Source organism: Methylobacterium sp. Ger2507 (genome assembly GCF_055231875.1).
On record NZ_JBUYVC010000001.1, the window covers coordinates 2,320,426 to 2,347,254 of the forward strand.

Annotated in this window: 22 protein-coding genes and 1 tRNA gene; 17 read left to right on the forward strand and 6 right to left on the reverse strand. The window is 66.6% G+C overall.

What is annotated here, in order from left to right:
* Positions 1-106: 106 nt before the first annotated feature.
* Complete coding sequence (locus ACV7NL_RS10760; protein WP_463355644.1) at positions 107-394, reverse strand: hypothetical protein; 288 nt, start codon at positions 392-394, stop codon at positions 107-109.
* 535 nt (positions 395-929) lie between these two features.
* On the opposite strand from ACV7NL_RS10760, the gene ACV7NL_RS10765 reads away from it, so the two are divergent.
* Positions 930-1,262 carry an Rdx family protein gene (locus ACV7NL_RS10765; protein WP_056479244.1) on the forward strand — a complete coding sequence of 111 codons (333 nt, stop codon included), beginning with the start codon at positions 930-932 and terminating at the stop codon, positions 1,260-1,262.
* A gap of 95 nt (positions 1,263-1,357) precedes the next feature.
* Entirely contained in the window at positions 1,358-3,502 is a 2,145-nt protein-coding gene (locus ACV7NL_RS10770; protein ID WP_056189668.1) for a sensor histidine kinase, read from the forward strand.
* 36 nt (positions 3,503-3,538) lie between these two features.
* Here ACV7NL_RS10770 and ACV7NL_RS10775 read toward each other — a convergent pair whose 3' ends face one another.
* Complete coding sequence (locus tag ACV7NL_RS10775; protein WP_463355645.1) at positions 3,539-4,375, reverse strand: aldo/keto reductase; 837 nt, start codon at positions 4,373-4,375, stop codon at positions 3,539-3,541.
* A gap of 751 nt (positions 4,376-5,126) precedes the next feature.
* Between ACV7NL_RS10775 and ACV7NL_RS10780 the strand changes: the two genes are divergently transcribed.
* From ACV7NL_RS10780 to ACV7NL_RS10790, 3 genes are all read left to right on the forward strand, one after another.
* Positions 5,127-6,500 carry a methyl-accepting chemotaxis protein gene (locus ACV7NL_RS10780; protein ID WP_463355646.1) on the forward strand — a complete coding sequence of 458 codons (1,374 nt, stop codon included), beginning with the start codon at positions 5,127-5,129 and terminating at the stop codon, positions 6,498-6,500.
* A 94-nt stretch (positions 6,501-6,594) separates the two neighbouring features.
* On the forward strand, positions 6,595-8,124 hold the full coding sequence (locus ACV7NL_RS10785; RefSeq protein WP_463355647.1) for a class I adenylate-forming enzyme family protein: 1,530 nt from the start codon (positions 6,595-6,597) through the stop codon (positions 8,122-8,124).
* A 157-nt stretch (positions 8,125-8,281) separates the two neighbouring features.
* Positions 8,282-8,373 (forward strand) — tRNA-Ser (locus ACV7NL_RS10790).
* 210 nt (positions 8,374-8,583) lie between these two features.
* Here the strand turns inward: ACV7NL_RS10790 and ACV7NL_RS10795 are convergent.
* From ACV7NL_RS10795 to ACV7NL_RS10810, 4 genes are all read right to left on the reverse strand, one after another.
* On the reverse strand, positions 8,584-9,318 hold the full coding sequence (locus tag ACV7NL_RS10795; RefSeq protein WP_463355648.1) for a DUF4396 domain-containing protein: 735 nt from the start codon (positions 9,316-9,318) through the stop codon (positions 8,584-8,586).
* A gap of 830 nt (positions 9,319-10,148) precedes the next feature.
* Positions 10,149-10,604 carry a hypothetical protein gene (locus ACV7NL_RS10800; RefSeq protein WP_463355649.1) on the reverse strand — a complete coding sequence of 152 codons (456 nt, stop codon included), beginning with the start codon at positions 10,602-10,604 and terminating at the stop codon, positions 10,149-10,151.
* Positions 10,605-11,329: 725 nt separating this feature from the next.
* Positions 11,330-11,935 (reverse strand): hypothetical protein, encoded by a 606-nt coding sequence (locus tag ACV7NL_RS10805; RefSeq protein WP_463355650.1) that lies wholly within the window; start codon positions 11,933-11,935, stop codon positions 11,330-11,332.
* A 213-nt stretch (positions 11,936-12,148) separates the two neighbouring features.
* Positions 12,149-12,571: a hypothetical protein gene (locus ACV7NL_RS10810; protein WP_056189183.1), complete on the reverse strand. Its 423-nt coding sequence runs from the start codon at positions 12,569-12,571 to the stop codon at positions 12,149-12,151.
* Between the two features lie 448 nt (positions 12,572-13,019).
* Between ACV7NL_RS10810 and ACV7NL_RS10815 the strand changes: the two genes are divergently transcribed.
* The 12 genes from ACV7NL_RS10815 (at position 13,020) to ACV7NL_RS10870 (ending at position 26,824) form a co-directional block, all read left to right on the forward strand.
* Positions 13,020-13,295 (forward strand): hypothetical protein, encoded by a 276-nt coding sequence (locus ACV7NL_RS10815; protein ID WP_463355651.1) that lies wholly within the window; start codon positions 13,020-13,022, stop codon positions 13,293-13,295.
* Positions 13,296-13,792: 497 nt separating this feature from the next.
* On the forward strand, positions 13,793-14,446 hold the full coding sequence (locus tag ACV7NL_RS10820) for a LemA family protein (RefSeq protein ID WP_244478518.1): 654 nt from the start codon (positions 13,793-13,795) through the stop codon (positions 14,444-14,446).
* A 21-nt stretch (positions 14,447-14,467) separates the two neighbouring features.
* Positions 14,468-15,250: a TPM domain-containing protein gene (locus ACV7NL_RS10825; protein WP_463355652.1), complete on the forward strand. Its 783-nt coding sequence runs from the start codon at positions 14,468-14,470 to the stop codon at positions 15,248-15,250.
* Entirely contained in the window at positions 15,240-15,872 is a 633-nt protein-coding gene (locus tag ACV7NL_RS10830) for a TPM domain-containing protein (RefSeq protein WP_463355653.1), read from the forward strand. Before ACV7NL_RS10825 ends, ACV7NL_RS10830 begins: the two co-directional genes overlap by 11 nt.
* Before the next feature lie 145 nt (positions 15,873-16,017).
* On the forward strand, positions 16,018-18,084 hold the full coding sequence (locus ACV7NL_RS10835; protein ID WP_247634955.1) for a carbon starvation CstA family protein: 2,067 nt from the start codon (positions 16,018-16,020) through the stop codon (positions 18,082-18,084).
* A gap of 5 nt (positions 18,085-18,089) precedes the next feature.
* Complete coding sequence (locus tag ACV7NL_RS10840) at positions 18,090-18,314, forward strand: YbdD/YjiX family protein (protein WP_056479277.1); 225 nt, start codon at positions 18,090-18,092, stop codon at positions 18,312-18,314.
* Between the two features lie 119 nt (positions 18,315-18,433).
* Positions 18,434-19,726 carry a DUF898 family protein gene (locus tag ACV7NL_RS10845; protein ID WP_463355654.1) on the forward strand — a complete coding sequence of 431 codons (1,293 nt, stop codon included), beginning with the start codon at positions 18,434-18,436 and terminating at the stop codon, positions 19,724-19,726.
* The gene (locus tag ACV7NL_RS10850; RefSeq protein WP_463355655.1) at positions 19,726-20,880 is read left to right on the forward strand and encodes a M48 family metallopeptidase; all 1,155 of its coding nucleotides are present in this window, start codon (positions 19,726-19,728) and stop codon (positions 20,878-20,880) included. Before ACV7NL_RS10845 ends, ACV7NL_RS10850 begins: the two co-directional genes overlap by 1 nt.
* 172 nt (positions 20,881-21,052) lie before the next feature.
* Entirely contained in the window at positions 21,053-24,277 is a 3,225-nt protein-coding gene (locus tag ACV7NL_RS10855) for an efflux RND transporter permease subunit (protein WP_463355656.1), read from the forward strand.
* A 61-nt stretch (positions 24,278-24,338) separates the two neighbouring features.
* Complete coding sequence (locus ACV7NL_RS10860; RefSeq protein WP_463355657.1) at positions 24,339-25,616, forward strand: efflux RND transporter periplasmic adaptor subunit; 1,278 nt, start codon at positions 24,339-24,341, stop codon at positions 25,614-25,616.
* Between the two features lie 369 nt (positions 25,617-25,985).
* A complete protein-coding gene (locus ACV7NL_RS10865; protein ID WP_463355658.1) occupies positions 25,986-26,591 on the forward strand; it encodes a DUF2975 domain-containing protein in 606 nt (201 codons plus the stop codon).
* Positions 26,591-26,824: a helix-turn-helix domain-containing protein gene (locus tag ACV7NL_RS10870; RefSeq protein ID WP_463355659.1), complete on the forward strand. Its 234-nt coding sequence runs from the start codon at positions 26,591-26,593 to the stop codon at positions 26,822-26,824. Before ACV7NL_RS10865 ends, ACV7NL_RS10870 begins: the two co-directional genes overlap by 1 nt.
* The last annotated feature ends 5 nt before the right edge of the window (positions 26,825-26,829 follow it).

Below are 26,829 nucleotides of genomic sequence, written 5' to 3' on the forward strand. Positions count from 1 at the left end.
CGATCACGCTTAATGATCGATGCAGCGTTTGGGGGTCGACTTCCCGAAAATACAATCGTCGCCGGGGAAGCTTCCAGGGCCGGCGTCCACTGGTCCGGCACCAACGTCAGCGCCGTGGCTTCACCGCCTTGCGGACGCCCGCTTGCGGGCGTCCGATCGGCAGGCGTGGCGTTTGCGCGGCAAGTGCCGTCCGGGCAATCTCCTGCGGCCGAGGGCCCCCGCTGGCGATCCGCTTCAGCGCTTCGGCCATTTCCTCGATCATCTGAGCCGATTCGCCCTCCAGGGTCTCCTCGGCCTTGATGCCGTTCAGTTCGGGCGCGATCTCCTCGGCGGCCTCGCGAAGTTCCGCGACGAGTTCCGCCGGCGACCAGCGGGGATAGGACGTCTGTGACATTCCCTGATCATGCCAGGGTGTCGGAGACTCGACAACGGCGGTGGAACGCCAGAGCAAGGAAAACGCGGACGCTCGGCTCTCCGAGAGGGCGGATTGTCATGCATGGAAATGGTGGGTCCGGAAGCGCGTCGAACCGTCTCGATGGAGCGATCGATCGGCCGATGCCAAGAGGGGGCTGGCCGAGTTGTCGGGCGTTCCGCGTCGGCTTCTGTTCCCGTCCACCGGGCTGACAGTGACGGGGTTCGGTCGGCGCCGATCGCGCGAGGATACTCTTGTCGGGCCAGCAGTGTCGGAAGGCAGCATGCTGTTCGCGGACGGATCGAAGCAGCACCTTCCTAGCCGGCTCGGACCCCTGTCCGTCATCCGTCATCGATGATCGGGTCATAACGGCGCGCACCGGCGAAACACGCCCGATCCGAGTGACCGCCTCCGAGCGATCTGCCGCGTCGGATGAAGACCTTGCTTGCGCCGCAACCGCCTCCCGGCCTGTCGTCGTGGTTGACAACGCGGGACGGATTGGTCGCTTTACCGACCCATGGACGAAACGCGACGCCCATCGCCCGAGAAGCTGCGGGTTTCGATCACGTACTGCACGCAGTGCCAATGGTTGCTGCGTGCGGGATGGATGGCGCAGGAACTGCTCTCGACCTTTCGCGACGATCTCGGTGAAGTCGCGCTAATTCCAGGCACCGGCGGCACGTTCGTCATCCTGTGCGGAACGGAATTGATCTGGGACCGGACCCGCGATGGCGGCTTCCCGGAGATCAAGGTTCTCAAGCAGCGCGTGCGGGATTGCCTCGCCCCGGGTCGGGATCTTGGCCACATCGATCGCCGGAAAGACGATCGCCCGCCTGCGGATCCCGCATGAGCGATCGTACTCCGAAGGATCCGGTAACAGCGCGCGGTTCGGCGACGGGTGCTCCGGGGGGACGTCCCAGGTGGTGGCCCCGCCCCGTGGCCGCAGTGATCGACCGGGTCCGTCACCGCGGGTTCTCGACACAGGTCTACCTGGTCGCCTTGGTGGTGGCGCTGATCGGGCCGGGCCTTCTCTTCACCGCGATTCTTCTCGTCCGCTATGCCGGCACCGAGCGGGCACGCTTCGAGCAGGATGCCCGTGAGAAGGTGCGGGGGATCGCCCTCTCGGTCGACCGCGACACCGCCGGCCTCGTCTCCGTGCTGCAGACCCTGGCGACCTCGCCGCGGCTCAAAGACGGCGAGTTCGACAGCTTCGACGCCCAGGCCCGGCTCGTGCGCGATACGGTCGGCCTGGAGATCCTCCTGCGGCGCCCCGACGGACAGCAGGTCGTCAACACAGCGGTCCGGCGCGGCGCGCCCCTGCCGCGCACTGGGCTTCCCTTCGATCGCGAGGTCGCCTCCGGCGCCCAGCGGGCGATCGTCTCAGGGTTCATCAAGGGCATGAAAGCGGACGACGCGACCTATGCGGTCGCGGTGCCGGTGCTCAATGCGGGCAATGTCAGCCACATCCTCAGCTTCTCGGTCCCGGTTGGGCGATTGGACAGCCTCGTCGCCCGGGAGACCGTCGACGGCTGGACCACCGGGTTGTCGGACCGCGACGGCATCATCCTGGCTCGCGTCCCCGACCGCGACACCCTCGTCGGGTCGATGCGCCTGGGCAGCCTGCGCCAAAACCAGACGGCGACGCAGGGAGTCTGGGACGGCAAGGATCAGGGCAGGAAGCCGGTCACGGTCGTGGAAGCGCGCTCGCGCCTGACCGGATGGACGGCGGCGGCGATCATTCCGCAGGCCCTGGTGGAGGCGCGCCTGCGCAACTGGATCTGGGCCTTCTGTGGATTCGGCCTGATCGTCCTGGCAACCTCGTCGATGCTCGCGGTTCACCTGTGGTCACGGGTATCCCGGCCCCTGCGCCGGCTTGCCGCCACGGGACCGGCCTTGGCGCGCGGCGAAGTCATCCCGCGCATCACCTCGCCGATCCACGAAATCCGGCGTCTCGGTGATGTCCTCGCCGAAGCCTCGCAGCGTCTGCGCCTGCGCAGCGACGAGCGCGACCGGGCGCTCGCGGAAACGGAGCGGGGCCTGAGCGCTCTGCGCGAGAGCGAAGCGCGGTTCCGGCACATGGCGGATTCGGCGCCGGCCCTGATCTGGATGACCGACGAGGCGGCCCAGATCAGCTTCGCCAACATGCACTTCGACCACATGTTCGGCGGCCAGACGGCGGCCGAACTCAGCGGGGAGAACTGGCAGCGCATCATCTTCGCGGACGATTTCGAGGCCTTCACCCGACGGTTCAACGACGCCTTCGCGGCACGGGTGCCGTTCCAGGCCGACGTGCGGGTGATCGACCGGGACGGGGTTGTGCGCTGGCTCCGCTGCGAGGGCGTGCCGCGCACGGATGATACCGGCAACTTCCTCGGCTATACCGGCTGCAACGTCGACATCACCGATGCCAAGCGCGCCGCCGAGCACCAGCAGCTCCTCATTCATGAGCTGAACCATCGGGTGAAGAACACCCTGGCCACAGTGCAATCGATCGCCGGCCAATCCCTGCGCAGACTGGACGGGCCGGAAGCCACCGCCGCCCGCGCGGCCTTCGAGGCGCGGCTCCTGGCGCTGGCCCGGGTCCACAATGTCCTGACCCGCGAGAATTGGGACGGGGCCGAGCTGGGAACGGTCGTCTCCGATGCCATCGCGCCCCTTGACAGCGGGGAAGGACAACGGTCGCGCTTCATCGCCTCCGGTCCGACTCTCCGCCTGCCGCCGCGCCTCGCTTTGTCGATCGCGATGGCGCTGCACGAACTCGGAACCAATGCCGTCAAGTACGGGGCGCTGTCGCAGGAAGGCGGCACCGTCACCATCGCGTGGTCGGTCGAGCGCCTGACCGAAACCCGCCTGACCCTGAAATGGACCGAGGACGGCGGTCCGCCCGTCGTGCCGCCGAGCCGGACCGGTTTCGGATCGCGGCTGATCGAACGCAGCCTGGCGCGCGAACTCGATGGTACGGTCCAACTCGCGTTCGCCCCGACCGGCGTCGTGTGCACGATCGAAGCTCCCGTTCCGCCGCCGACCCTTCTGGAGCGGAAGGTCGATCTGATCGGTCCCCGCGAGGTCCCGCTGTCCCGCTCGGCCTGACCGGGAACGGGAGACCGTGCCCGACGCCGGCCTGCGTTACCCGAACGTCATCGGGTCCGGCCCCATCCGGCCGTCGGGGCGGTCGAGAGTGTCGATGGCCGTCAGCTCGTCCGTCTCCAGGGTGAAGCCGAAGACGTCGAGATTCTCCGGAATGCGGGAGAGCGTTGCGGTCTTCGGGATCGCCACGTGACCCTTCTGGATCTGCCAGCGCAGCACGACCTGCGCCGGCGTCCGGCCGTGCCGCTCCGCGATCCCCATCAGGATCGGATCGGACAAGGCCTGCCCGCGGCCGAGGGGGCTCCAGGATTCCGTGACGATCCCGTATCGCGCATGGACAGCGCGTAGGGGCTTCTGTTGAAAGCGCGGGTGCAATTCGATCTGATTGACGGCCGGGACCACGCCCGTCTCCGTGATGATGCGATCGAGGTGATCGGGCTCGAAATTCGAGACGCCGATCGATTTCGCCCGACCCTCCGCCTGGAGACGCACGAAGGCCTTCCAGGTCTCCAGGAAGAGGCCCCGATCGGGACACGGCCAATGGATCAGGTAGAGATCGACATCATCGAGGCCGAGCCGGACCAGGCTTTCGTCGAAGGCCCGCAAGGTCGCCTCGTAGCCCTGGCGGTCGTTCCAGAGCTTGGTGGTGACGAAGAGATCGCTGCGTGACACCACGCTCGCCCGAAGGGCCTGTCCCACACCAGCCTCGTTCTCGTAGATGGCCGCCGTATCGATCGAGCGGAAGCCGGCGCGGATCGCTGCGCCGACAATCTCCGGCGCCCGGTCGTCCGGCAGCTGATAGACCCCGAAGCCGAGCTGCGGGATCGTGCGTCCGTCGCAGAGGTTGATTGCCGGGATATCAGTCACGTCAGCCATCAGGTCGATCTCCTAGGCGTGGGGTTGCCGCCATCGGCGACCTCGGAATGTGAACCTGCCAGGGATCGACGGGTGAGGTGCGACAGACGGTCCGGAAGGCGTCGTTGCTTCCAAAGCGGCCATCGCCACGGCCGAAGCGAGTTGGTTGAAAATCGAAACCGATCAAAAGTTATGATTCGCAGGAGAGCGTCGTCAGGCCGATAATCTACCTCAAATTGTATTCTATCAATTCACACGAAAAAGATGAATTGTGAGAGAAATCCGATCCATTTGGCTCACAACTAAGATGAAAACTTGTCTTCCTTAACGAAACAGGAAATTTTCTGCCGTTAGAACATGCCAGTGTATCGTGCGATGGCTGATGTCGGGTTTCCTTTCCAGGGTTTATTGTTGGTGAGAACGAGGGCCAAAGGCATCCGCCGCAGTTTTGCACGGATGAACCGGCGTTTGTGTCTTTCAGCAAGTGCTCGATCAAGAGCTAAGATTCGCCGGTCACGGTCGCAGGATTCGTCGCTTGCAAGACGTTCTCCGCGCTCGTTGCGCAGATCTTTGACACTTCGATCTCAATTCGAAACCGCAATCATTGAATAAATCGAAAGTGGCAACCTTATCGATCTTTTTGCGTTGCAACGATATCCGGATTGACAAGTCCGTGATCAACCACCGGTTCTTCCACGGTGCTATTGCGCATAACGATAACTTAAGGGGGTTCGGCTAAACCCTGTCGTTACGCCCAACAGGACCCATCCCGATGCTCGGACTCCCCTTCGCTCGTTCCACTCCGAAGCAGCCCTCGACTGATGTTCAGTCGGACACCGGACGTGGTACCGAGGAGGTCCGTCTCGTCCGCGCCGTCGAGGCCCTGATGGCGAGCCAGACCCTTGCGGCGGTCGACCTTCCGGAGGGCGCACTGCGCGCAGCGATCGAGCGTCTGCACGCCGAGCGCGAGAGCGACCTGCTGCGCAGCCTCGCCAACACCGCCGCCGTCGCCCGCGAAGCCTCCGAGGCGGCCACCAACACCGGCTGGATGACCTACGATGTCGGTGAGGTGGCGAGCGCCACCCAAACCATCGCGGGCGCGACCGAGGAAATGGCGGCCTCCGTCGCCGAAGTCGCCCAGACCTCCGAGACCGTCGTCATGGTGGCGCAGGGCGCCCTGGCGGAGACGCAGGCCTGTATCCTGGACGCGCAGAAGGCGCGGACTGCGATGCACGAGATCGACACCCGGACCGCGCAGATTTCCGATCGGGTCGTGGTCCTCGAGCGTGCCATCGCGCAGATCGAGGTGATGGCCACAACCATCGCGGCGATTTCCGCCCAGACCAACCTACTGGCCCTGAACGCCACCATCGAGGCGGCCCGTGCCGGCGAGGCCGGCCGCGGCTTCTCCGTCGTCGCCGCCGAGGTGAAGTCGCTTTCGGCCCAGACGGCCAAATCGACCGGCGAGATCCGCGGTCTTCTCAGCACCCTGACCAGCGAAATGGGCGCGATTTCGGAGGCGGTTGGCGAGAGCCGCAGCGCCGTCACCACCGGACGCACCATCGTCGACCATCTCGAGCACCGGATCGTCGAGACGAATACCCGCATCGCTCAGGCGAGCGACCTGAACCAGGCGATCTCGCAGATGCTCGGCCAGCAGCGCGCGGCCACGTCCGAGATCTCCACGAGCGTCCAGAACATCGCCGCGAAAGCGGCCAAGACCCACGAGGAGATCGAGAAGATCACCACCCGCCTCGTCCGTGCCGAAGCGACCGGCCAGGCGGCCCTGAGCGCCAACGCCCGCGACGTGCCGGTCTACGGGCTCGTGCGGCTGCCCGCGGATGTGGGCGCCTGGAAGCGCAAGCTCGCGCGCGTCCTCGTCGGCATGGCGCAGCCGGAGCCGTCCCTGGCGAACCTGTCGGGGCAGCCGGGCCGCAGCCTGCGCACCGACCTTGCTGGAACGGCGCCTGCCGCCCATCCGGCCTTCGCCCGCTTCGCCGCGGCCGAGACCAAGGCCTGCGCCGAGGCCGCCAAGATGCTGGAAGCCATCAAGGTCAGCAACTGGGATATCGGCACGCCCGCCTATCAGGCAGCCGCAGACGCCATGAAGGATATGCTGTCGGCCGCCAAGGAGATCACGGGCTGATACGCTCAGTGCGAAATGGCGCAGCCGTCGGCGCTCTTGTGCCGCCGGCGGGTTTCGGTTTCCCTGCGGGCCGAACGCCACGGAGCCTGCCCGCTTGCCCCCATCGTCGGACGCCACCGCCCCCGAATCCCGCTTCAACGGTGCCCGCTACTGTCTGGCCGAGAACGCCCGGCTCCGGCCCGACAAGGTCGCGCTGATCATGGCGGGGGCCGACGACGTCAGGTCCCTGACCTTCGCGGAGGCCGACCGGGCCGTCCGCGGCATCGCGGCCGGCTTCCAGAGACTCGGCCTCGCACGCGGCGCCCGGGTCATGATCCGTATGGGCAACGAGATCGACTACGTCCTGGTGTATTTCGGCGCGCTGGCGGCGGGCCTCGTGGCGCTGCCCTCCTCCCCACAATTGACCGAGGCCGAAGCGGCATTCCTGATGGAGAATGCCGATGCCTCGGTCGTCGTGGTGGGCCGCGATCACCCGGCCGATCCGGCCGGCCTCGGTGGCCGCATCCTGTTGAAGCCCGACGCGATCGCCGCGATGAAGGCGGGACCGGCGCTTGTCGATTATGCCGATACCGGCGCCGAGGATCCCGCGACCCTGGTCTACACCTCCGGCACCACCAGCCGGCCGAAGGGCGTCCTGCACGCCCATCGGGCCATTCGCGGCCGCCGCCCGATGCATGAACACTGGCTCGGTTTGTCCGAGCACGACGTGATGCTGCATGCCGGCACGATGAACTGGACCTACACTCTGGGCGTCGGCATCACCGACCCCTGGGCCTGCGGTGCCACGGCGGTGCTGTACGACGGCCCGCGCGATCCGACCGTCTGGCCCGCACTGATGGCGCGCCATCGGGCGACCCTGTTCGCCGCCGTCCCCAGCCTGTACCGCCAGATTCTGAAATACGGCGATCTCTCGTCCGTCGACCTGCGTGCCCTGCGTCATGGGGTGACGGCGGGCGAAGCACTCTCGCCCGCGCTGCACGCGGCCTGGACCGAAGCGACCGGGAAACCCCTCTACGAAGCGCTCGGAATGAGCGAGGTCTCGACCTACGTGTCGACCGGACCGACCATTCCGGTGCGGCCGGGCTCGCCGGGCAAGCCTCAGCCCGGCCGGCGCGTCGCGATCCTGCCGACGGATGGGCCGGCGGACCCGCTCGGTCCCGGCGAGATCGGCCTGCTGGCGGTCCATCGGTCCGAACCCGGCCTGATGCTGGGCTACTGGAACCGACCCGAGGAGGAGGCCGCGGTACGGCGCGGGGATTGGTTCGTCGGGGGCGACCTCGCCAGCCTCGATGCCGACGGCTACCTGACCTTTCACGGCCGCAACGACGACCTGATGAACGCGCTGGGTTATCGGGTTTCGCCGAACGAGGTCGAAGGCGTGCTGGGCGTCCATCCAAACGTGGCCGAAGTCGGCGTGACGGAGGTGGCGGTGCGCAGCGACCTCAGCGTGATCACGGCCTTCGTCGTCGCGAGACCGGGTGCCGAGTTGGAGGCTGACGACCTCATCGCCTGGTGCCGCGATCGGCTGGCGGCCTACAAATGCCCTCGCGAGGTCCGGTTCCTCGACGCCTTGCCGCGCACGCCGAACGGCAAGGTCCAGCGCAAGAGATTGGCTGGCCCCTGATCAGGATTGCGGCAGCGACCGTGCCAAGCGCTCCTCCATCGGGCTCTCGGCCCTTGTGCTCCCCACGGCACAGCGCCCGCAAAGCCGCCGAATTCCCCACCGTTGGCCGAAACGCGGCTTGACCCGCCGGATGCGAAATTCTAGATCGACGGCCTGCGGAGACGTGGCCGAGCGGCTGAAGGCACTCGTTTGCTAAATGAGCATACCCCGAAAGGGGTATCGAGGGTTCGAATCCCTCCGTCTCCGCCAGACCGCAATCCCCCGCGTCGCGATCGTCAGTCCGATTTGGGCTGAGCGGATGTCTGTGACCGCTCGCCCGCTGTTGTCAGACGTGCTTTGCCGGCGTGCGACAGGGGACCGGGAGAGCGCTGGACCGCCCCTGCCGGCGAACGCGACCTGTCCGGCTCGGGGCCGATCCGTCCGAACCGATCGTCCGATCCCGATTCGATGTCGGCCCCCTCACATGCGCTCCTTGCGGCCGGTGGTGATCAGCCACCAGTTGACCGGGTAGCTGGTCAGAAAACCGCTTACCATCGCGATCTGCATCACGAACCAGAACTCGGGCGTGTTCACCGCGGCCCGCGGCGCGCCGAGGGCCGGGAGCAGGACGAACTGGGCCAACGCCATGAAGCCGTACATGCCGATCTGCCACGCGATGAGGGAAGCCGTGTCGGCCTTCAAAGCCGCAACGAGTCCCTGCATCGGCGAGAGATTCCGCTTCGGCACGATGGCGAAGTACTGAAACACGATGCCGAGTCCGAAGGCGAACACGAAATCGAGGATCCAGACCGCGTACATCTTCTCGGCGAACACGGTCTGCCAGCCGAACCAGACCGCCACGGCCGGGATCAGGAAAGCAAGCCACTCCGCCGCAATATCGCCGAGCATGCAGCCACTGCCGCAGTGAAGGGCGCCTTTGCCGACCATGACGGGGAACGGGGGCTCGGTCCGGTGCGCGGTCGCTGTGTCCCGATCCCTCCCCGCATGATGCACCTCCGGGATGACGGATCGTGCATAGCGGAGATAGGCCCACGCAACCGCGACCGTCCCGAACAGGGCACAGACCGGCCATACGACATTCATGATGCCCATGGGTTGGGGATGCCGGACAACGTCGATGGAGATCACGAGGGCACAGACAGCGCCCAACAGCAGGGCGGTGATCGAAAGACCATGAAGCCATGCAGGAAACATCGGGATCCTCTCTCAATCGCACCCTAATTCAACGAAAAGTTGTTGTGCGATTGTTTGTTCCCGCGGATCTGCTGTGTCCAGACCACGTTCAGACATCGCTCTCCCGACGTCAGAGAATCTCCGGTCGCGCCGCCGGCTGCACCCGGTCGCCTGGTAGACTCTGTTGCCGTGTAGGGTCCAATGCGTTCCGGCGATGGAGAAACCTGTCACCGATGCAGGCGAATGGCAGCCGGAGCGTGCCGTTCGCCTCGGCCCTGTCGTCCTTTGCGGAGGAATGCCAAGATTCGTCCGGCCGACCATCGCCACTGTCACGTATGCAGCCGATCCGACCGCCGCGCATGCCCATGGTCGTGCATGCCATCAATGCTGCGTGTCAGGCTGACACTGAATCGAGGGCCATGAGGTTGAGGGCCATCGGCTTGAGGGCCATCAAATTGACGGCCATGAAATTGACGGCCATGGGCCGGATCGAGAGACATGCCGAGCCGCCGCGTCGAGGCTGGCGCCATGGACGCGGCGGGTCGGTCCACCGCCCAGGGTTTGCGAAGACCGGCTGTGCCGAAGTGCCTTGAGTTCCGCCAAGCTGATCAGCAGGTTGGGCCGCGTGTTCACCCGTCGCACGCTGGAAAAGTCTTCATCCGTCACACGGCTGACGATCGCGATGTCCGCCCTCCCAGAGCCGGAAGTCCACAGGGACGCGCCGGCGGTCGAGACTTGCTCGGTGCATCCGATGGTGGTCGGCAGGCGCGGGTCTTCTCGCGGCTGCACACGAGGGTCTCATCGGATCGCAATGGGTGTCTTGATCCGATCGAAGCGGAGCCGGCCTGACCTTATTGCACGGCCGGGATCGTAATGTCGCCGCCGGTGGGCAGGAGTGAGGTCGGGTCGGACGGCGCCGGTGTCTCGACGCTCGACGTGCCCGTCGCCGTCGCCGGTGCGGCCGCGAGGTGCAGATCTGATGGGAGAAGGGCTACGCTCGCTCCCATGAGCCCAGCAAGGGCGCGAATCTCATCAGGTTCACGCGGATCGCGGGAAATGCGCGCGGCGTCGCGCTGCAGACGGAGATTGCAGGCGCGCGATGGCAACCCGCCGGACGGGGTGCACGCGTCGTGGCGGGCGCAGGCCGCGTCGAGGGCATCGATTGGTGGACGCGGAGCGTTGTTGCCGGGTCCGCAATAATTGCCATGCACCAGCAGCGCCGGTGGAGCGTCGGACAGCGCCGGTTGGGCCAAAGCGGGCACCGCTGCGCCGACGAGGAGGGCGAGGGACAGGCTCAGACGAACCATGGGATGACATCCTTCCAATACGGGTCGGCTCCCCGACTGGCAGCCGACGCGATGGTCTCGGTGATGAGAAACGGCCGGTGGGGGCTCGCATGCGGAGGCTCGGCCGTCCGGCAGATCGCTCAGTGCTGCGTTCCTCGGGACGGACGGGAGAACCGGGATTGCAGGGCCGGCGTCCGAAACCCTTCGCTCAGCCCATCCAACCGCGTGCTTTCCGCTGTAGTTCCGCAGCCATCGGCTGGGTTCCGGCACAAATCCGGTGCGTCTAACATCGGTTAAGTCATATCGAAGAAGCTTATATACTGTCTATCGATAACAGCACGCGACGAAACGTTGCGAGAGATCAGACTGTTCGGGGATTGTGATTCACGCGCGGTTCTGGATCAGAACGGTCATTGCTGGGCGAGGTGCCGAGCGCCAGACGATGCGTCCGCTCCCGACTCAGCCATCGAAGGGGCGCTGTTCTTTGGCCAACGCGGCGGTCTCGTTCAGCGCGCACCGTGATCGCACAGCCTGCCGTTCGCGAAAGGCGACGGAGCAGTTTTGCATGCGGGAATAGGATCGCTCTCGCGAGTGTTTGCCGTCACGAGACGGAGCGCCATCCGGTGATGCGGCCTCAGGCCCGACGCGCCCGGTCCAGACCCGACCAAGATTTGGCGCACATGGAAACGGCGTGCCCCGTCATCCGGGACACGCCGTACCTGCTGTCTGGTGGCGGCGGCCGCCGATCAGCGACCCTGTTGCGGCATCAGCGAACGCGCTTGCTGGACGGCCTCGCGGCAGGATTGGTCGCCCTTGGCGTTCAGGTCGGTCGCGCGCTGAAGGGCCGTCTTGGCCTGGGAGACCTTGTCCTCGGCCGAGAGGCTGGGCGAAGCCGAGGCCTCTCCGCCGCTGGCAGCCTTGGCGGCCGCCGTCGGCTTGTTCTCGGATTGCGCGCGAACGTCGGCCGGAGAGGTGGCGATCCGCCCTGAGGCAACCGAATCTGCCTGTCCGGTCCCGGTGGCAGCAGCCACGGGTCCGGAAACGCCGCCGACGGTACCCGGCGATCCACCGGCCTCGCGGGACGCTCCGCCCTGCTGGGCGCGATCCGTCTCGGCATTGCCGACGGGCTTGGCGTCGGGCGATGTGTTGCCGGCCGCGCGATCCGCTGAACCGGCGTGCGGCCCCTTATGCTGCCCGGAATCCGGCTGGGACACGGGTGCCCCCATCCCCACCTGGGTCCCGAGTTCGCGCTTCAACGTGGCGATATCGTCGGTGCAGGGGCCGCCCTCCTGGCCGTAGGCCGCCGTATGGACGAAGCCGAGCGCGGACAGAGCGGCTACACCGCACAGCATCTTAAAAGGTGACATTGGCTTCCTTTAAATAATCCGACGACCAACGCGAGCGTCAATCGGATGTTCGAATGATAACGGAAGCCTTATCGCCGCAGATAGACGAACGATCGAAAGAAGAAAAACAAAACAAAGGCGGCACACTCGGATCTTTCCGAATGTGCCGCCAATGATGTCGATTGTAACCCGCCCTACTGCGGAGCTTAATTGGCCACGTTAGTATCCGTAGCCATAGGCAGGGTAGCCGTAGCCATAGGCCGGAGCATAGCCATAGGCGGGGGCCGGGGCGTAGCCGTATCCGCCGCCGTAATAACCGACGGGACGGCCGTAGCCGTATCCATAGCCGCCATAGCTGTTTGCCACGATCGCGCCGGCTGCCAGACCGGCGATGCCGAGGCCGATGGCGGCACCCGGGCCGATGCCGCGACGATGGCCGTAACCGCGACCGTAGCCGCCGCCATAGCCACGATATCCACCGTAGCCGCCGCGGAAGCCGACACCGCGATAACCACCGCCGTAGCCGTAACCGCCATGACCGTAACCACCGTGGCCGTAGCCCCAACCGCGTGCCTCGGCAGGTGCCGATGCCAGAAGGCCAAGGCCGACCAAGGCCGTGGAGGCAAGGACGAACTTCCGCATCTGAGAACTCCTGTCGTATGAACGTTAGGCTAGAAACAACCTGCGCCCCAGGCCGTTCCCTCGAACCTGTTGGTTCAACACGTCACAGGGTGAGTCTCCGGCGCCACGCCGGACCGGGCCGCAGCCTATTTGGCCGTAGTTTGGTCTGCGGATCGTCCGAGGCACAGCGATGACGCTTCGTCTCAACTATGCTGTCTTAGGGCGATGGAAGAAATGCTGAGATCCGCGACCGTCGATCCGGTCGCTGCAGGCACTCTGACCTGTTCAGCGATCCGACGCTCGTAGCGGCGACGTTTGAAACGCCCGGTGCGCGCGGTCTGTCCCTCGCTCATCGGTGCGATCGACCGCGCAAACGGACGCGACACCGGACCGATCACCTCCGTTTGGTCGCAGGAACAGCCCCATCCGGCCCGTGTTCACCGATCAGGATTCTTGCATGGAGGACGCCGTGAGCATTCGTGTCGCGCTGGTCAGTTCGCTTGTCATCGGGGCTACATCGGCGGCCCCGGTTCTGGCGCAGGGTGTGTTCCTCCCGGAAGACCGAAGGGGCGTCATCGTCCAGAATCAGCCGAACACCACCGGCAACAGTCGCGATGTCGTCATCTCCTATGGAGCCACAGGGGCCGATACGGTGACGACGAACTCTGCCGCCGGCGGCAATGCGAGCCGGCCCGAACAGGCGTTTCCGAATGGAAGCGCCAACGGCGGCCCCGGGGGGCGCTGACCGGCACCTGCTGGCGGCCGGTCTCTCGGCCTGATTGCGCTGCGTGGCCATCGCGGGAGGCAGGGCAGAAAGCAGAGGCCTGCTTAAGGCCGTTCGAAAGCGCTTGAGCCCTGTCCTTGCGCCCTGGACTTGCCGAGGTGCCTGCCGGATGGGATGCCCAAGCAGAATCTGACTGTGTGACGGCCGGGCATCGGGGACGCGGGCAGGAACGCCGCTCAGACCTGGTATTCGAGCAAGGTTTCACCCGGACAGAGCCCCCATCCAGTTGTCACGCCTTGGTGGCGGGCGTGGGCATCTCGGGGAAGAACGATGGCTCAGCACCCAAGGATCGGGTGATAACGGCTTTTCTCGGCGCCGATGGGTTTGGTACTTCGGCTTTCTCGTGGCAGGAGCGGCATCGTGAGTAGCGCGCACCGCCGCGACGCGCGGCCCCATCCCTCGGAGACTGGGGCGGGGCAGCGCCGATGCGCGGCGGTCCGGTTCCGAGGAGTTCGACGATGCACGCAGGTGTGATCACCCCCACGACCCAGTCGGTCAGATCCGGTTCGGTCGGAAACTGGCTCGGCCGGGTGCGGATCGCCGTCGCCGCCCTGACGCTCGGCATCGGCCTGTCCGGATGTGGCGCCGTCAATCGGGTGCCGACCCTGGAGGAGCGGGCGAAGTCCTCGTGGAGCGAGGTCCAGAACCAGTACCAGCGCCGGGCGGATCTGATCCCCAATCTGGTCGAGACGGTGAAGGGCTATGCGCAGCAGGAGAAGGACGTCCTGGTCGGTGTGACCGAGGCGCGGGCCAAGGCGTCGAGCGTCAAGGTCGACGCCTCGACCGTGAGCGATCCGCAGAAATTCAAGGAATTCCAGGACGCGCAGAACCAGCTTTCGGGCGCTCTCGGCCGCCTGCTCGTCACCGTCGAGCGCTATCCCGACATCAAGTCGAACCAGAACTTCCTCGCCCTGCAGTCGCAGCTCGAAGGCACCGAGAACCGGATCGCCGTCGCCCGCCGGGACTACATCGCGGCGGTTCAGGACTACAACACCGAGGTCCGCACCATTCCGGGCCGGTGGATCGCGGCGATCTTCTACCCGGACGCGAAGCCGATGGAGACCTTCACGGCGACGCCGAACGCCGAGCGCCCGCCGAACGTGAAGTTCTAGCCCAGGATGGGCGCTCCAAGCATGCGGGGGATCGCGGCGCGCCGCCTCTGGATCGACACCGCCTGCCTGCTGCTGGCGCTCTGGCTCGCCCTCTGGGCCGGAGCCGCCGGCGCGGCCGAACCGACGTTTCCGGCCCTGACCTGGCGGGTTGTGGACGCGGCCGGCATCCTCAAGCCCGAGGACCGGGCGACCCTCGAGGCCAAGCTGAAGGCCTACGAGGACAAGACCTCGGACCAGGTGGTGGTCGCCACCATCCCGAGCCTGCAGGACCGCACCATCGAGGATTACGGCAATCGGCTGTTCCGGGCCTGGAAGCTCGGAGAAGCCAAGACCAACAACGGAGCGCTGCTGCTGGTGGCGCCCAACGAGCGAAAAGTCCGGATCGAGGTCGGTTACGGCCTCGAAGGGGCGCTGACCGATGCGCTCTCGAAGGTCATCATCACCACCGCCATCACCCCGCGCTTCAAGACGGGCGACTATGCCGGCGGCCTCAATGCCGGCGTCGACGCCATGCTGACGATCCTGGCCGGTGACGCCGAGGAGTGGCAGCGCAAGGCCAAAGTCCGGACCGACGAGGCCGATCCGAGCCAGGTCCTCCTTTTCATCGTGCTGTTCTTCGTCATCCTGTTCGTCGTCTATCGGATGAACCGGGGCGGGCGCGGCGGCCGCGGTGGCGGGTTCGTGATCCTGCCGGGGCCGGTCTCCGGGGGATGGAGCGGCGGCGTGTCCGGCGGCTTCGATGGAGGCGGCTTTTCCGGCGGCGGCGGCTCGTCGGGTGGGGGAGGAGCCTCCGGTGACTGGTAAATCGAGGGACCTCCTGGACGAGGGCGCCCGCACCCGCATCGCGGAGGCGATCCGCAGGGCCGAAACCACGACTTCCGGCGAGATCGTGGTGCTGGTCGCCGCGCGGGCCGGCTTCTATCGCTCGGCGCCGCTTCTCGCCGCGCTTGCCTGCGGGCTCGTGGTCCCCTGGCCGCTGATCCTGTTCACGCCCTGGAGTGCGGCCGCAATCGCCCTGGCGCAGATCGCCGTCGTGCTCGTCGTGCTGCTCGCGGGTCTGCATCCCCGTGTGCGAATGGCCCTGGTGCCCCGTTCCATCCGCCGCGACCGGGCTCACGAACAGGCCCTGCGCGAGTTCAGGACAAGGGGCCTGTGCCAGACCGAAGGGCGCACCGGCGTGCTGATCTACCTCGCCCAGGCCGAAGGGCATGCGGAGATCGTGGCGGATCGCGGTGTCGCCGCTCGGGTCCCGACCCCGGCCTGGTCGAACGCGATCGATACCCTGCTCGATGCCCTCCGGCGCGATGAGGTCGAGGCAGGCCTGACCGCCGCCGTCGGCCAGGTCGGCACCATCCTGGCGGCTGACTTTCCCTCGCGCGCGGTCCCTGTCGACGCCCTGCCGAATCGCGTCATCACCATCCACTGAGCGGCGCGAGTCGACCTGCGACGAAGGCCGTTCGATTTTCAAACAACGTCGATTGAAATCGACTGCCCTGGCCCTTCCAGTCAATTTGCGCGAGAAGGCCCCTTGACGACCTGCCGGCAAGGACAGGTCGCGGGAGCGAGACGTCATGAGTGCGGTATCCAAGCACGGACCCTGGGTCCTGGTCGGAGGTTTGGGGGCGGCCGCCCTCGCGATCGTCGCAACGACGCGCGGCGAAACCGTGAATGCCCTCTGGATCGTCGTCGCGGCGGTCTGCGTGTACCTGATCGCCTACCGCTACTACTCGCTCTTCATCTCCGAAAAGGTCATGCGGCTCGACAACGGCCGTCGGACGCCGGCGCACGTGCACAATGACGGGCTCGACTATGTGCCCACCAACCGCAACGTCCTGTTCGGTCACCACTTCGCCGCCATCGCGGGCGCCGGCCCCCTGGTCGGCCCGGTGCTCGCGGCGCAGATGGGCTACCTGCCGGGCCTGCTCTGGATCCTGGCCGGCGTCGTCCTGGCCGGCGCGGTGCAGGACTTCATGGTGCTGTTCATCTCGATGCGACGGGACGGCCGCTCGCTCGGCGAATTGATCCGTGCCGAACTCGGCACCATCCCGGGCATCATCGCGCTGTTCGGCACCTTCATGATCATGGTGATCCTGCTGGCGGTGCTGGCGATGATCGTCGTCAAGGCCCTGGCCGAGAGCCCGTGGGGCACCTTCACGGTCGCCGCGACGATCCCGATCGCCATGCTGATGGGCCTCTATGCGCGCTACATCCGCCCGGGCAAGGTCGGCGAGGTCTCGATCATCGGCTTCGTCCTGCTGATGCTCGCCATCGTGTACGGCGGCAACGTCGCGGCCGACCCGTACTGGGGTCCGGTCTTCACCTTCACCGGGACCCAGCTGTGCTGGCTGCTGATCGGCTACGGCTTCGTCGCCTCGATCCTGCCGGTCTGGCTCCTGCTCGCTCCGCGCGACTACCTGTCGACTTTCCTCAAAATCGGCACCATCGTGGGTCTGGCGCTCGGCATCGCCTACGTCGCCCCGCACATGCAGATGCCGGCGGTGACCAAATTCGTCGATGGCAGCGGTCCGGTCTGGGCCGGCTCGCTGTTCCCGTTCCTGTTCATCACCATCGCGTGCGGCGCGGTCTCGGGCTTCCATGCCCTGATCTCCTCGGGCACCACGCCGAAGCTCATCGACCGGGAGTCGGATGCACGCTTCATCGGCTACGGCGGCATGCTCATGGAGAGCTTCGTCGCCGTGATGGCGCTGGTCTCCGCCAGCGTGATCGAGCCCGGCATCTACTTCACCATGAATTCGCCCGCGGGACTCGTCGGCACCACGCCGGAGAGCGCGGCGGCGGCGGTGACGAAGCTCGACCCGGCCTTCACGATCACGGCCGCCGAGATCGCCCAGACCGCCGTCGACGTCGGCGAGCACTCGATCATCTCGCGCGCCGGCGGCGCCCCGACCCTTGCGGTCGGAATGGCGCACATCATCTCCTCTGCCATCGGCGGCAAGGGCATGATGGCGTTCTGGTACCACTTCGCGATTCTGTTCGAGGCCTTGTTCATCCTGACGGCGGTGGATGCGGGCACGCGCGCCGGCCGCTTCATGCTGCAGGACCTGCTCGGCCTCGTCTCGCCGGCCTTCAAGGACACCACTGCCTGGGTTCCCAGCATCCTGGCCACCGCCCTGTGCGTCGGTGCCTGGGGTTACTTCCTGTACCAGGGCGTCACCGATCCGCTCGGCGGCATCTACACCCTGTGGCCGCTGTTCGGCATCTCGAACCAGATGCTGGCCGCCGTGGCGCTGACCCTCGCCACCGTGGTGATCTTCAAGATGAAGCGCGAGCGCTACGCCTTCGTCACCATCATCCCGACCGTGTGGCTCTGCATCTGCACCCTGACGGCCGGTTGGCAAAAGATCTTCTCCGCCGACCCCAAGATCGGTTTCCTGTCGCATGCCGACCGCTTCTCGGCGGCGATCGCCGAGAACAAGGTGCTGGCCCCGGCCAAGACCATGGCCGACATGCACAAGATCGTCTTCAACGACCGGATCGACGCGGCGCTGGCAATCCTGTTCGTCGGCCTCGTGGTGGCCATCGCGGTCTTCGGCATCATGGCCTGCGTGAAGGCGTACCGGGCCGATCGCTGGACCGCGCTGGAGAGCGACGGTCCGTCCGCGGTTCCGGCGGAGTAGGCACCATGGCGCTATCGTCGGCCGAGTTGCGGGACCGCCTCAAGACCTTCTCGAAATGCGTCTGCGACGGCGCCCGGCTGATGGTGGGGCAGGGCGACTACGAGGCCTATGCCGCCCATATCCGCCGAACGCATGCGGACCAGGAGCCCATGACCGAGCGGGAATTCTTCCGCAACCGCGAGAATGCTCGCTTCGGCGTCGGCAACCGCAACGGTTTCCGCTGTTGCTGAAGGAGTCCGCCTGCTGCGACTTTGGCGGGTCTTAACCGGGTCTACAGTCTGTTCGTGTGCGGTTGTGGCAGCGGCACGGCAAATCGGCTTAGCTGGAGCCTCTGACGTTTGGGGGCACGATGACACAGCCGATGCCGGGCGACGCGCGATCCCTGGGTGGCCGCGTCGGGGCGATCACCTTCGACACGCGCCTCGCCGGGCTCACCGGCCTCGCCGTCCGGGGCTTCCTGCTGTCTCTGGTCACCTTCGGAATCTACCGGTTCTGGTATGTGACCGACCTGCGGCGCTACTTCTGGAGCCGAACCGTCGTAGACGGCAGCCCGGGCGAGTATGTCGGCCGCGGCAAGGAACTGTTTCTCGGGTTCCTGGTGGCGCTCGCGGTCCTGATCCCAATCTACGTGGCGATCTTCGTCGCCACCCTGTCGGTGCCGTCGCTCGCCTCCTTCGGCGGTGCCCTGTCCTTCGCCATCCTGTTCGTCCTCGGGCAATTCGCGCGCTATCGGGGCCGTCGCTACCGGGCCTCGCGCACCCTCTGGCGCGGGATCCGGCTCGGGCAGGACGGTTCGGCGATCACCTACGCGCTGATGGCGTCGGGGTGGGCGCTCCTGACCCTGGCGACCCTCGGACTCGCCTTCCCGTTCATGCGCGCGAGCCTGGAGCGTTACCGGATCAACCACACCCTGATCGGGTCGGGCCGCATGGCGTCGTCGGCCCGAGGCCGATCGCTGCTCCTGCCCTGGCTCGCCTTCTACCTCGTGGTGCTCGTCCCGGTTCTCGCCGCCGTCCTGGCCTTCTTCGCAGCCTCAGATTTTGCCATCCCGGCCGACCTCTTCGTGGCCAAGCCCGGCGGAAAACCCGGTGAGACCGTCTTCAATTCCGCCTATGCCGGCACTCCCATCGCCACCTACGGCGCCCTCCTCATCGGCACGTTCAGCGTCTCTGCGCCCCTGGGGCTGCTGCTGATCCCTTTCTATCGGGCCCGCGAGACGCGGATCTTCATGAACGCGGCCAGCCTCGGCCCCGTTCGCCTCGCCTCGACCCTCAGAGCGCGACAGTTCTATTGGCCCTACATCGTCTACATGCTGTCGATCTTCGGCTTCATCACCGTGGTCGGCGTCGTGATCGCAGCCGGCGCCGTCTCGATCCAGACCGGCGGAGCCCTCAATGGCGCCCAGTGGGTGCTCATGTTCGGGCTGGTCCTGGCCTATCTCGGCGGTGCCCTGTTCTTCGCCGTGCTCTACGTCCGGGTCATCACCGCGCGCGTCTGGGCCGCCGTCGCCACGACCACCCAGGTGGAGAACGCGGACGGCCTCGGGGCGATCCTGGCTTCCGGCCGACGGGTCGGCAGCGGGCTCAACGAGGGCCTCGCCGACGCCCTCGACGTTGGCGGCGCCCTCGAGATCGGGTTCTAGTGCAGCCGCACGGTTCGGACCGAACGGGCGCCGGGCAGGGAGCGACGCTCCACGCCGAAGGGCGCTATTTCGATGGGCTCAGCGCCCGAATCCATCCCGTGACGCTGAGGCTCGATCAGCGCCTGTGGATCGCGGGGCCGGAGATCGCCGTCGACTGGGATCTGTTCGACCTCGTGGCCGGCGACACGGTGGCACCGTTGATGCGGATCGGCCCGCGCGGCCAACCGGCCCGCGTGGAGGTCAGCGACAGCGCCTTCGCCGACGCCCTCACGGCCCGATGCCCAGATCTGCATCGGTCGGATGACAACGGGTCCGGCGGCAATCTGCGGCTGGTCGTCTGGTCGATCGCCGCCGGGCTCTCGGTGATCCTGCTGGCGATCTACGGAGTGCCTGCCATCGCCGCGCGGCTCGCCCCCGTGATCCCGATATCGGTCGAAGCACGCCTCGGCAGCGCCGTCGCGGATCAGGTCGACCGGATGCTCGGGCATCCCCCCGTCTGCGACGACGGTCCGGCCCGCGCCGTTCTCGACCGGCTCGTGGCACGGATGGCGGGGCAGCGCGGCATGCTGGGGCAGCGCGTCATGGCGGGCGAGCCCCGGATCGCCGTGCACCACCACGCCGTCGCCAACGCGCTGACCCTGCCGGGCAGCCGCGTCATCATCCTGTCCAGCCTGATCGACCGATCCGAGACCGCGGACGAGTTCGCCGGCATTCTCGCGCATGAGTTCGGCCATATCGCCGCCCGCGATCCAATGCGCGCCCTGCTGGCGGCCAGTGGCAGTTCGTTCCTCCTCAGCCTCGTCCTCGGCGATCTCACGGGTTCGACGCTCATCGTCGCCACCGGGCAGATGGCCCTCTCGGCCGGCTATTCACGGGATGCCGAGACCGCGGCGGATGCCTACGCGGTCGAATCCCTACGGCGCTCCGGCGGCGATGCCGGCGCACTCGCCACCATCCTCGAGCGCATCGCCCGGGATGAAGAACCGGACGGGGTCGCGAGCCTTCTGCGCAGCCATCCCTTCACCCGGGAGCGCGCGCATCGCATCCGCGCCCTAGCCGGCAACGACACAGCGGGACGCCACATCCTGACCGACGCGGACTGGATCACGCTGAAGGGTATCTGCCGCAGCGTCGCGACGGCAGCACCCCGATAGGTCCGGCGTCGGTTCCGCACGCTTTCGTACAATCTTGATCCGCGGATTTACACCCGGAAACAAAAATCCCGGCCTGGAACCACAATTGCGTCGCGGCGTCGCGGCTACACATGGCCCCGTGGCATGCGACGAGCGTGGTACACCAGCCTGAACGCGACCACCTGGAAACCCGATGGGCCTCGTCCAGTATGCTCTAAAGTTCCGCATCACGATCTACGTGCTGGCCGTGCTGATGATGCTCGGCGGCGCGGCGGCGGTCGTGGTGGCGCCCAAGGACGTGCTTCCCACCGTCGACATTCCGGTGGTGGTGGTGGTGTGGACCTATAACGGCCTGTCGACCTCCGAGATGGAGCGTCGCATCACCACCTACGCGGAGTTTTCGCTCTCCAACAACGTCAACAACATCGCCCGGATGGAATCGACCACCCTCCAGGGCACGGCGATCCAGAAGATTTACTTCGACGGCGCCGTGAGCATCGATCTGGCCATCGCACAGGTCGTCTCGGCCATGAACTCGATCCGCGCGACGATGCCGCCGGGCGTGCAGCCGCCCATCGTCCTGCGCTTCTCGGCCTCCTCGGTGCCGGTGATCCAGTTGGCCCTGTCCTCCGACCGGGAGAGCCTGACCAAGGTCTTCGACTACGCCCAGTACCGCATCCGCCAGCGCCTGACCCAGGTCCCCGGCTCGACCCTGCCGTCGCCCTTCGGCGGCACCCCGCGCCAGATCATGGTCGACCTCGACCTGCACGCGCTCCAGGCCCTCGGGCTCACCGCCCTCGACGTCACCAACGCGGTGACGGCGCAGAACCTCACCATTCCGTCCGGCCTCGCCAAGATCGGCGAGCAGCAATACCCGGTGCAGCTCAACGCCTCGCCGGAGGCGATCGACGCCCTGAATCAGATCCCCATCAAGGTCGTGGGGGGACAGCCGATCCTGGTGCGCGACGTCGCCCATGTCCGCGACGGCGGTCCGCCGCAGGTCAATATCGTGCGGGCCGACGGTCTGCACTCGGTGCTGATGCGGATCTTCAAGAACGGCACCGCCTCGACCCTCGACGTGGTCAACAACGTCAAGAAGGCCCTGCCGGACATTCAGGCCGCCGCCCCCGAGGGCATGAGCCTCAAGCCGTTGTTCGACCAGTCGGTCTTCGTCTCGGCGGCGATCGAGGGCGTGATCCACGAGGCGATCATCGCGGCGGCCCTAACGGGCCTCACCATTCTGCTGTTCCTCGGCTCATGGCGCTCCACCATCGTGGTGCTGGTCTCGATCCCGCTCTCGATCCTGACCTCGCTGGCGATCCTGACGGCGCTCGGCGAGACCATCAACGTGATGACGTTGGGCGGGCTGGCCCTGGCGGTCGGCATCCTGGTCGACGACGCCACGGTGGCGATCGAGAACACCTATCGGCTGTTCGAGGAGGGCGAGCCCTTCCGCAAGTCGGTGGTGGAGGGCGCCGCCGGCATCGCCAAGCCGGCGCTGATCTCGACCCTGTCGATCTGCGCCGCCTTCGTGTCGGTCTTCGCCCTGACAGACACCCCGAAATACCTGTTCACCCCACAGGCGCTCGCGGTCGTGTTCGCGATGCTGACCTCGTACGTCCTGTCCCGCACCCTGGTGCCAGTGCTGATCGACGTGCTGGTGGCGCGGGAATACGACGCCAAGCACGGGGAGCGCGCCGCGCCGCAGCAGGGCCGTATCGCCCGGGCACTCGGCGGGATCGTCGGCCCGGTGTTCCGCCTCGCCGGCTGGTTCCGGCACGGCTTCGAAGCGCGGTTCGCGCGCTTCCATCGCGGCTATCTCGGCCTGCTCCACGTCGTCATCGCCCGCCGGATCGCGACGCTGGCCGTGGTCGCAATCGTCTTCGCCACCACGGCGGGGCTCTTCGTCTTCGTGGGCCAAGACTACTTCCCGCAGGTCGCTTCGAGCCAGATGACCCTGCACCTGCGCACCCGCCCCGGCATGCGGATCGAGACGGCCGAGCAGGTTTTCGCCCAGGTCGAGACCGTGGTCCGCGAAGTCATTCCCGAAGGGGAGATCGACCAGATCCTCGACAATATCGGCCTGCCGGCGAACAACTACAACTTCGCCTTCTCGGATGGTTCGTTCGTCGCCTACAACGACGGTCAGATGCTGATCAACTTGAAGGAAGGCCATGGCTCGGTGGCCGACTATACCAAGCGCCTGCGTGAGGTTCTGCGCGAGCGGTTTCCTGATGTGGTGTTCTACTTCCAGCCCTCGGACATCATCACCCAGATTCTGAACTTCGGCACCCTGGCGCAGATCGACATCCAGGTTTCTGGCCGCAACACCGCCAAGGATCTGGAGGTGGCGCAGACCATCGTCCGACGCCTCAAGGCCACGCGCGGCGCCGTCGACGTCCACCTGCACCAGATCGTCGGCACGCCGCAGTTCTTCGTCGATGTCGACCGGCGCCTCGCCTCGGAACTCGGGCTGACGCAACAGCAGATCGCGCAAGGGCTGAACGTCTCGCTCTCGGGCTCCTTCCAGGTGACGCCGAACTTCTGGACCGATCCGAAGACCGGCATCCCCTATCAACTCTGGGTGCAGACGCCGGAATACCGCAACGCGTCCCTCACCGACCTGCAGAACACGCCGCTTCTGGTCAACGGCAACGCGGATGCGCCGGGCGTCCTGACGCTCCTGTCCAGCGTCTCGACCATGCGGCGGGAGGGTTCGCAAACGGTGATCAACCACGTCAACACGCAGCCGACCTTCAACATCTACGCTGCCGTACAGGACAGCGACCTGGGTTCGGTCGCCAAGGAGATCCGCCGCATCGTCGCCGAGGAGCAGAAATCCCTGCCGGCCCCCGACAAGATCACCGTCCGGGGCCAGATCGAGAACATGGAATCGGCCTTCTTCCGGCTCCAGGTCGGCCTCGCGATCGCCCTGGTGGCGGTCTACCTGCTGATGGCGGTGAACTTCCAGAGCTGGGGCGACCCGTTCGTGGTGCTGGCGGCCCTGCCGCTGGCCTTCTGCGGCATCGTCGCGAGCCTGTTCATCACCGGGACCACGTTCTCGATTCCCTCGCTCTTCGGCGCGATCATGTCGGTGGGCATCGCCTCCGCAAACTCGATCCTGCTGGTGACCTTTGCCAAGGAGCATCGCGAGGCGACCGGCTGCGGAGCGGTCGAGGCGGCGCTGCTCGCTGGCGAGACCCGCCTGCGACCGGTGCTGATGACCGCGAGCGCGATGTTCCTCGGGCTGATCCCGATGGCGCTCGGCACGGGCCAGGGCGGCGAGCAGAACGCCGCCCTGGCCCGTGCCGTGATGGGCGGCATCGCGGTCGGTACGCCCGCGACCCTGCTGTTCGTGCCGTTCCTTTACGCCTGCCTCCGTCGGGGCGAGGTCAAGCCGCTGGAGGACTACGCGTGAGCCGGTGGCAGGTCGAAATACGGTATGGCAGGATGATGTCCGGTTCGGGGATGGGACAGTCGTGAAGCATCCGGAGCACGGTCCGTCCGAAATCCCACCGCCTCCCGGGAAGGTGCCCTTCGTGCTCGTGGCGCTCGGCGTCATCGGGCTGCTCGCCTGGGGCGGCTACGGCCAGATGGAGCGCCGCGCGGCGGCGGCCGAGACGCAGCGCAAGGTCAACAGCTTCGTGCCGAAGCTACGCACGGCCACAGCCGAGCGCGCCGACAAGCCGATCGAGATCACCCTGCCGGGCCAGACCGACGCCTTCGCCAAGGCCGCGCTGTATGCCCGCGCCACCGGCTACATCGCCGAGCGCCGGGTCGATATCGGCAGCCGCGTGCGCCAGGGCGACATCCTGATGCGGATCGCGGCGCCCGACCTCGATCAGCAACTGGCCCAGGCCGAGGCGCAGACGGGCCAGCTCGAAGCCGCCCTGCTGCAGGCGCGATCCATGGTCGATCAGGCCAAGGCCAACGTGAACCTCGCCAACGTCACCAACACCCGCACCTCGACCCTGGCGGGGCAGGGCTGGGCCTCGAAGCAGAACGCCGACAATTCGCAGGCCAGCGTCCTCAGCCAGGCCGCGACCCTCGCCTCGGCCGAAGCGGGCGTGAAGGTGGCCCAGGCCAACATCAAGGCGCAGGCCGCGACGGTCGAGCGCCTTAGGGCGCTGACCGGATTCAAGGACATCATCGCGCCCTTCGACGGCGTGGTCATCCAGCGCGGCGTCGATGTCGGGGACCTCGTCCAGGCCGATGGAACCGGAACGGCCCTCCTGTCCGTCGATCGCGATGACATCCTGCGCGTCTCGGTCAACGTGCCCCAGAACCTCGCGGTCGGGGTGACGCCGGGAGTCGAGGCGGCGATCAAGGTGCCGCAGATCCCGAACCGGATATTTTCCGGCAAGGTGGAGCGCAGCTCGGTGGCGCTGCTGACCGCGTCGCGCACCCTGACGACGCAGGTCGACGTGCCGAACCAGGACGGTGCCCTGCGCGCCGGCCTCTACGTCTACGTCACCTTGAAGGTGCCTCGCACCGAAGCGAACGTGGTGATCCCGGCCGAAAGCCTCGTCTTCAATCAGCGCGGCACACAGGTCGCCCTGGCCCGCGAGGATGGCACGGCGCAGTGGCGTACGGTCCGAATCCGGCGCGATCTCGGCACCACGATCGAGGTCGACCAGGGCCTGGAGGGCGGCGAAGAGCTCGTCCTCAGCCCCCCCGCCGACCTCCGCGACGGCCAGACGATCGAGCGCCAGCCGCCCTCCACCGACAGCAAGCCGCTGAAATCGGCCGCGCGCTGACAAGAGGGATCAGGCTGCGTCCGTTACCTCCTGGTGGCGAGAGGTCAGGGGTGGGAATGGGTCCGCCAGCCTCCGCACCATGACGTTTCTCCGAACACCACCTTGAACACACAGGCTCGGCGACTTTCGCGCTGGCTGGAGATCCGCTGAGCAGGCAAGCGGCGCATCCCGTTATACGCTGTGAAGACGGGACTCTTTCCGAAAACGTCTGGTCCGACACCCTGCCAATCCTGTGGCTGGCGCGCAGACCTGTCCGACGCACGCCCGCGTCCTGGCATCGCTCGACCTGCCAAAGACGACGCCGCCGGCGAAATATTATTGTTTTGCAGAAATTATTTTCCGTGATATCCCATCCGTGAAGGAGCGGGGATGTCGAACGTATCGGTCATGCCGAAGCGGAATCAGGTGCCGCAGCTTCAGACTGAGGAGCATCTCACGCTTCGGCGCTGTGCTCGTTTTGCCGCACGGCTTGTCGCCACGGTCCTGGCGGCAACCCTGGTCTTCACCGTGGCCGTGCTCACGCTCGGCCTGGTTTTCAAAGGCTCGTGGCTCTGGCTTGCTCCGGGTGCGGCCTTCATCGGCGCCCGTCCCGCGGACGTTGTGGGCGTTGTGCCGTTCGAGGCTCTCACTTGGCCGACCCGGTGGGCCTACGGAGCGAATTTCACTTTGACCCAGATGCCCGTCGCGGCCGTGCTCTTCGATCTCCACGCGCTGCTGCGCCAGTTGGCGGTCGGGACGGTCTTTGCGGCCGGACAGGTTCTACGCCTGCGTCGCATGGCGATCTGCCTCCTGGCTTATGCCGTCGCTCCGATCGGCGGACAGGCTCTGGTCCGGCTCGCCGGGGGTGGAGTCGATCTCGCGTGGTTCCGCACCTCCTCGATGCACGCTCTCCTGCTCGCCGTCCTTCTGATCGTTCTGGCCGAACTCATACGGGCCGGTCAGGCGATCCAGGACGACCGGGACGGGTTCGTCTGATGCCGATCGTGATGCGCCTCGACGTGATGCTCGCGCGACGCAAGCGGAAGTCGAAGGATCTCGCCCGCGCCGTCGGAATCACGGAGGCGAACCTGTCGCTTCTGAAATCCGGCAAGGTTCAGGGTGTGCGCTTCGCGACCCTGGAAGCGATCTGCCGTGAACTCGACTGTCAGCCGGGCGATCTGCTCGAATACGTGATCGACGGCGAAAACGCCCAGAGCCGCGCCGGCTGACGATC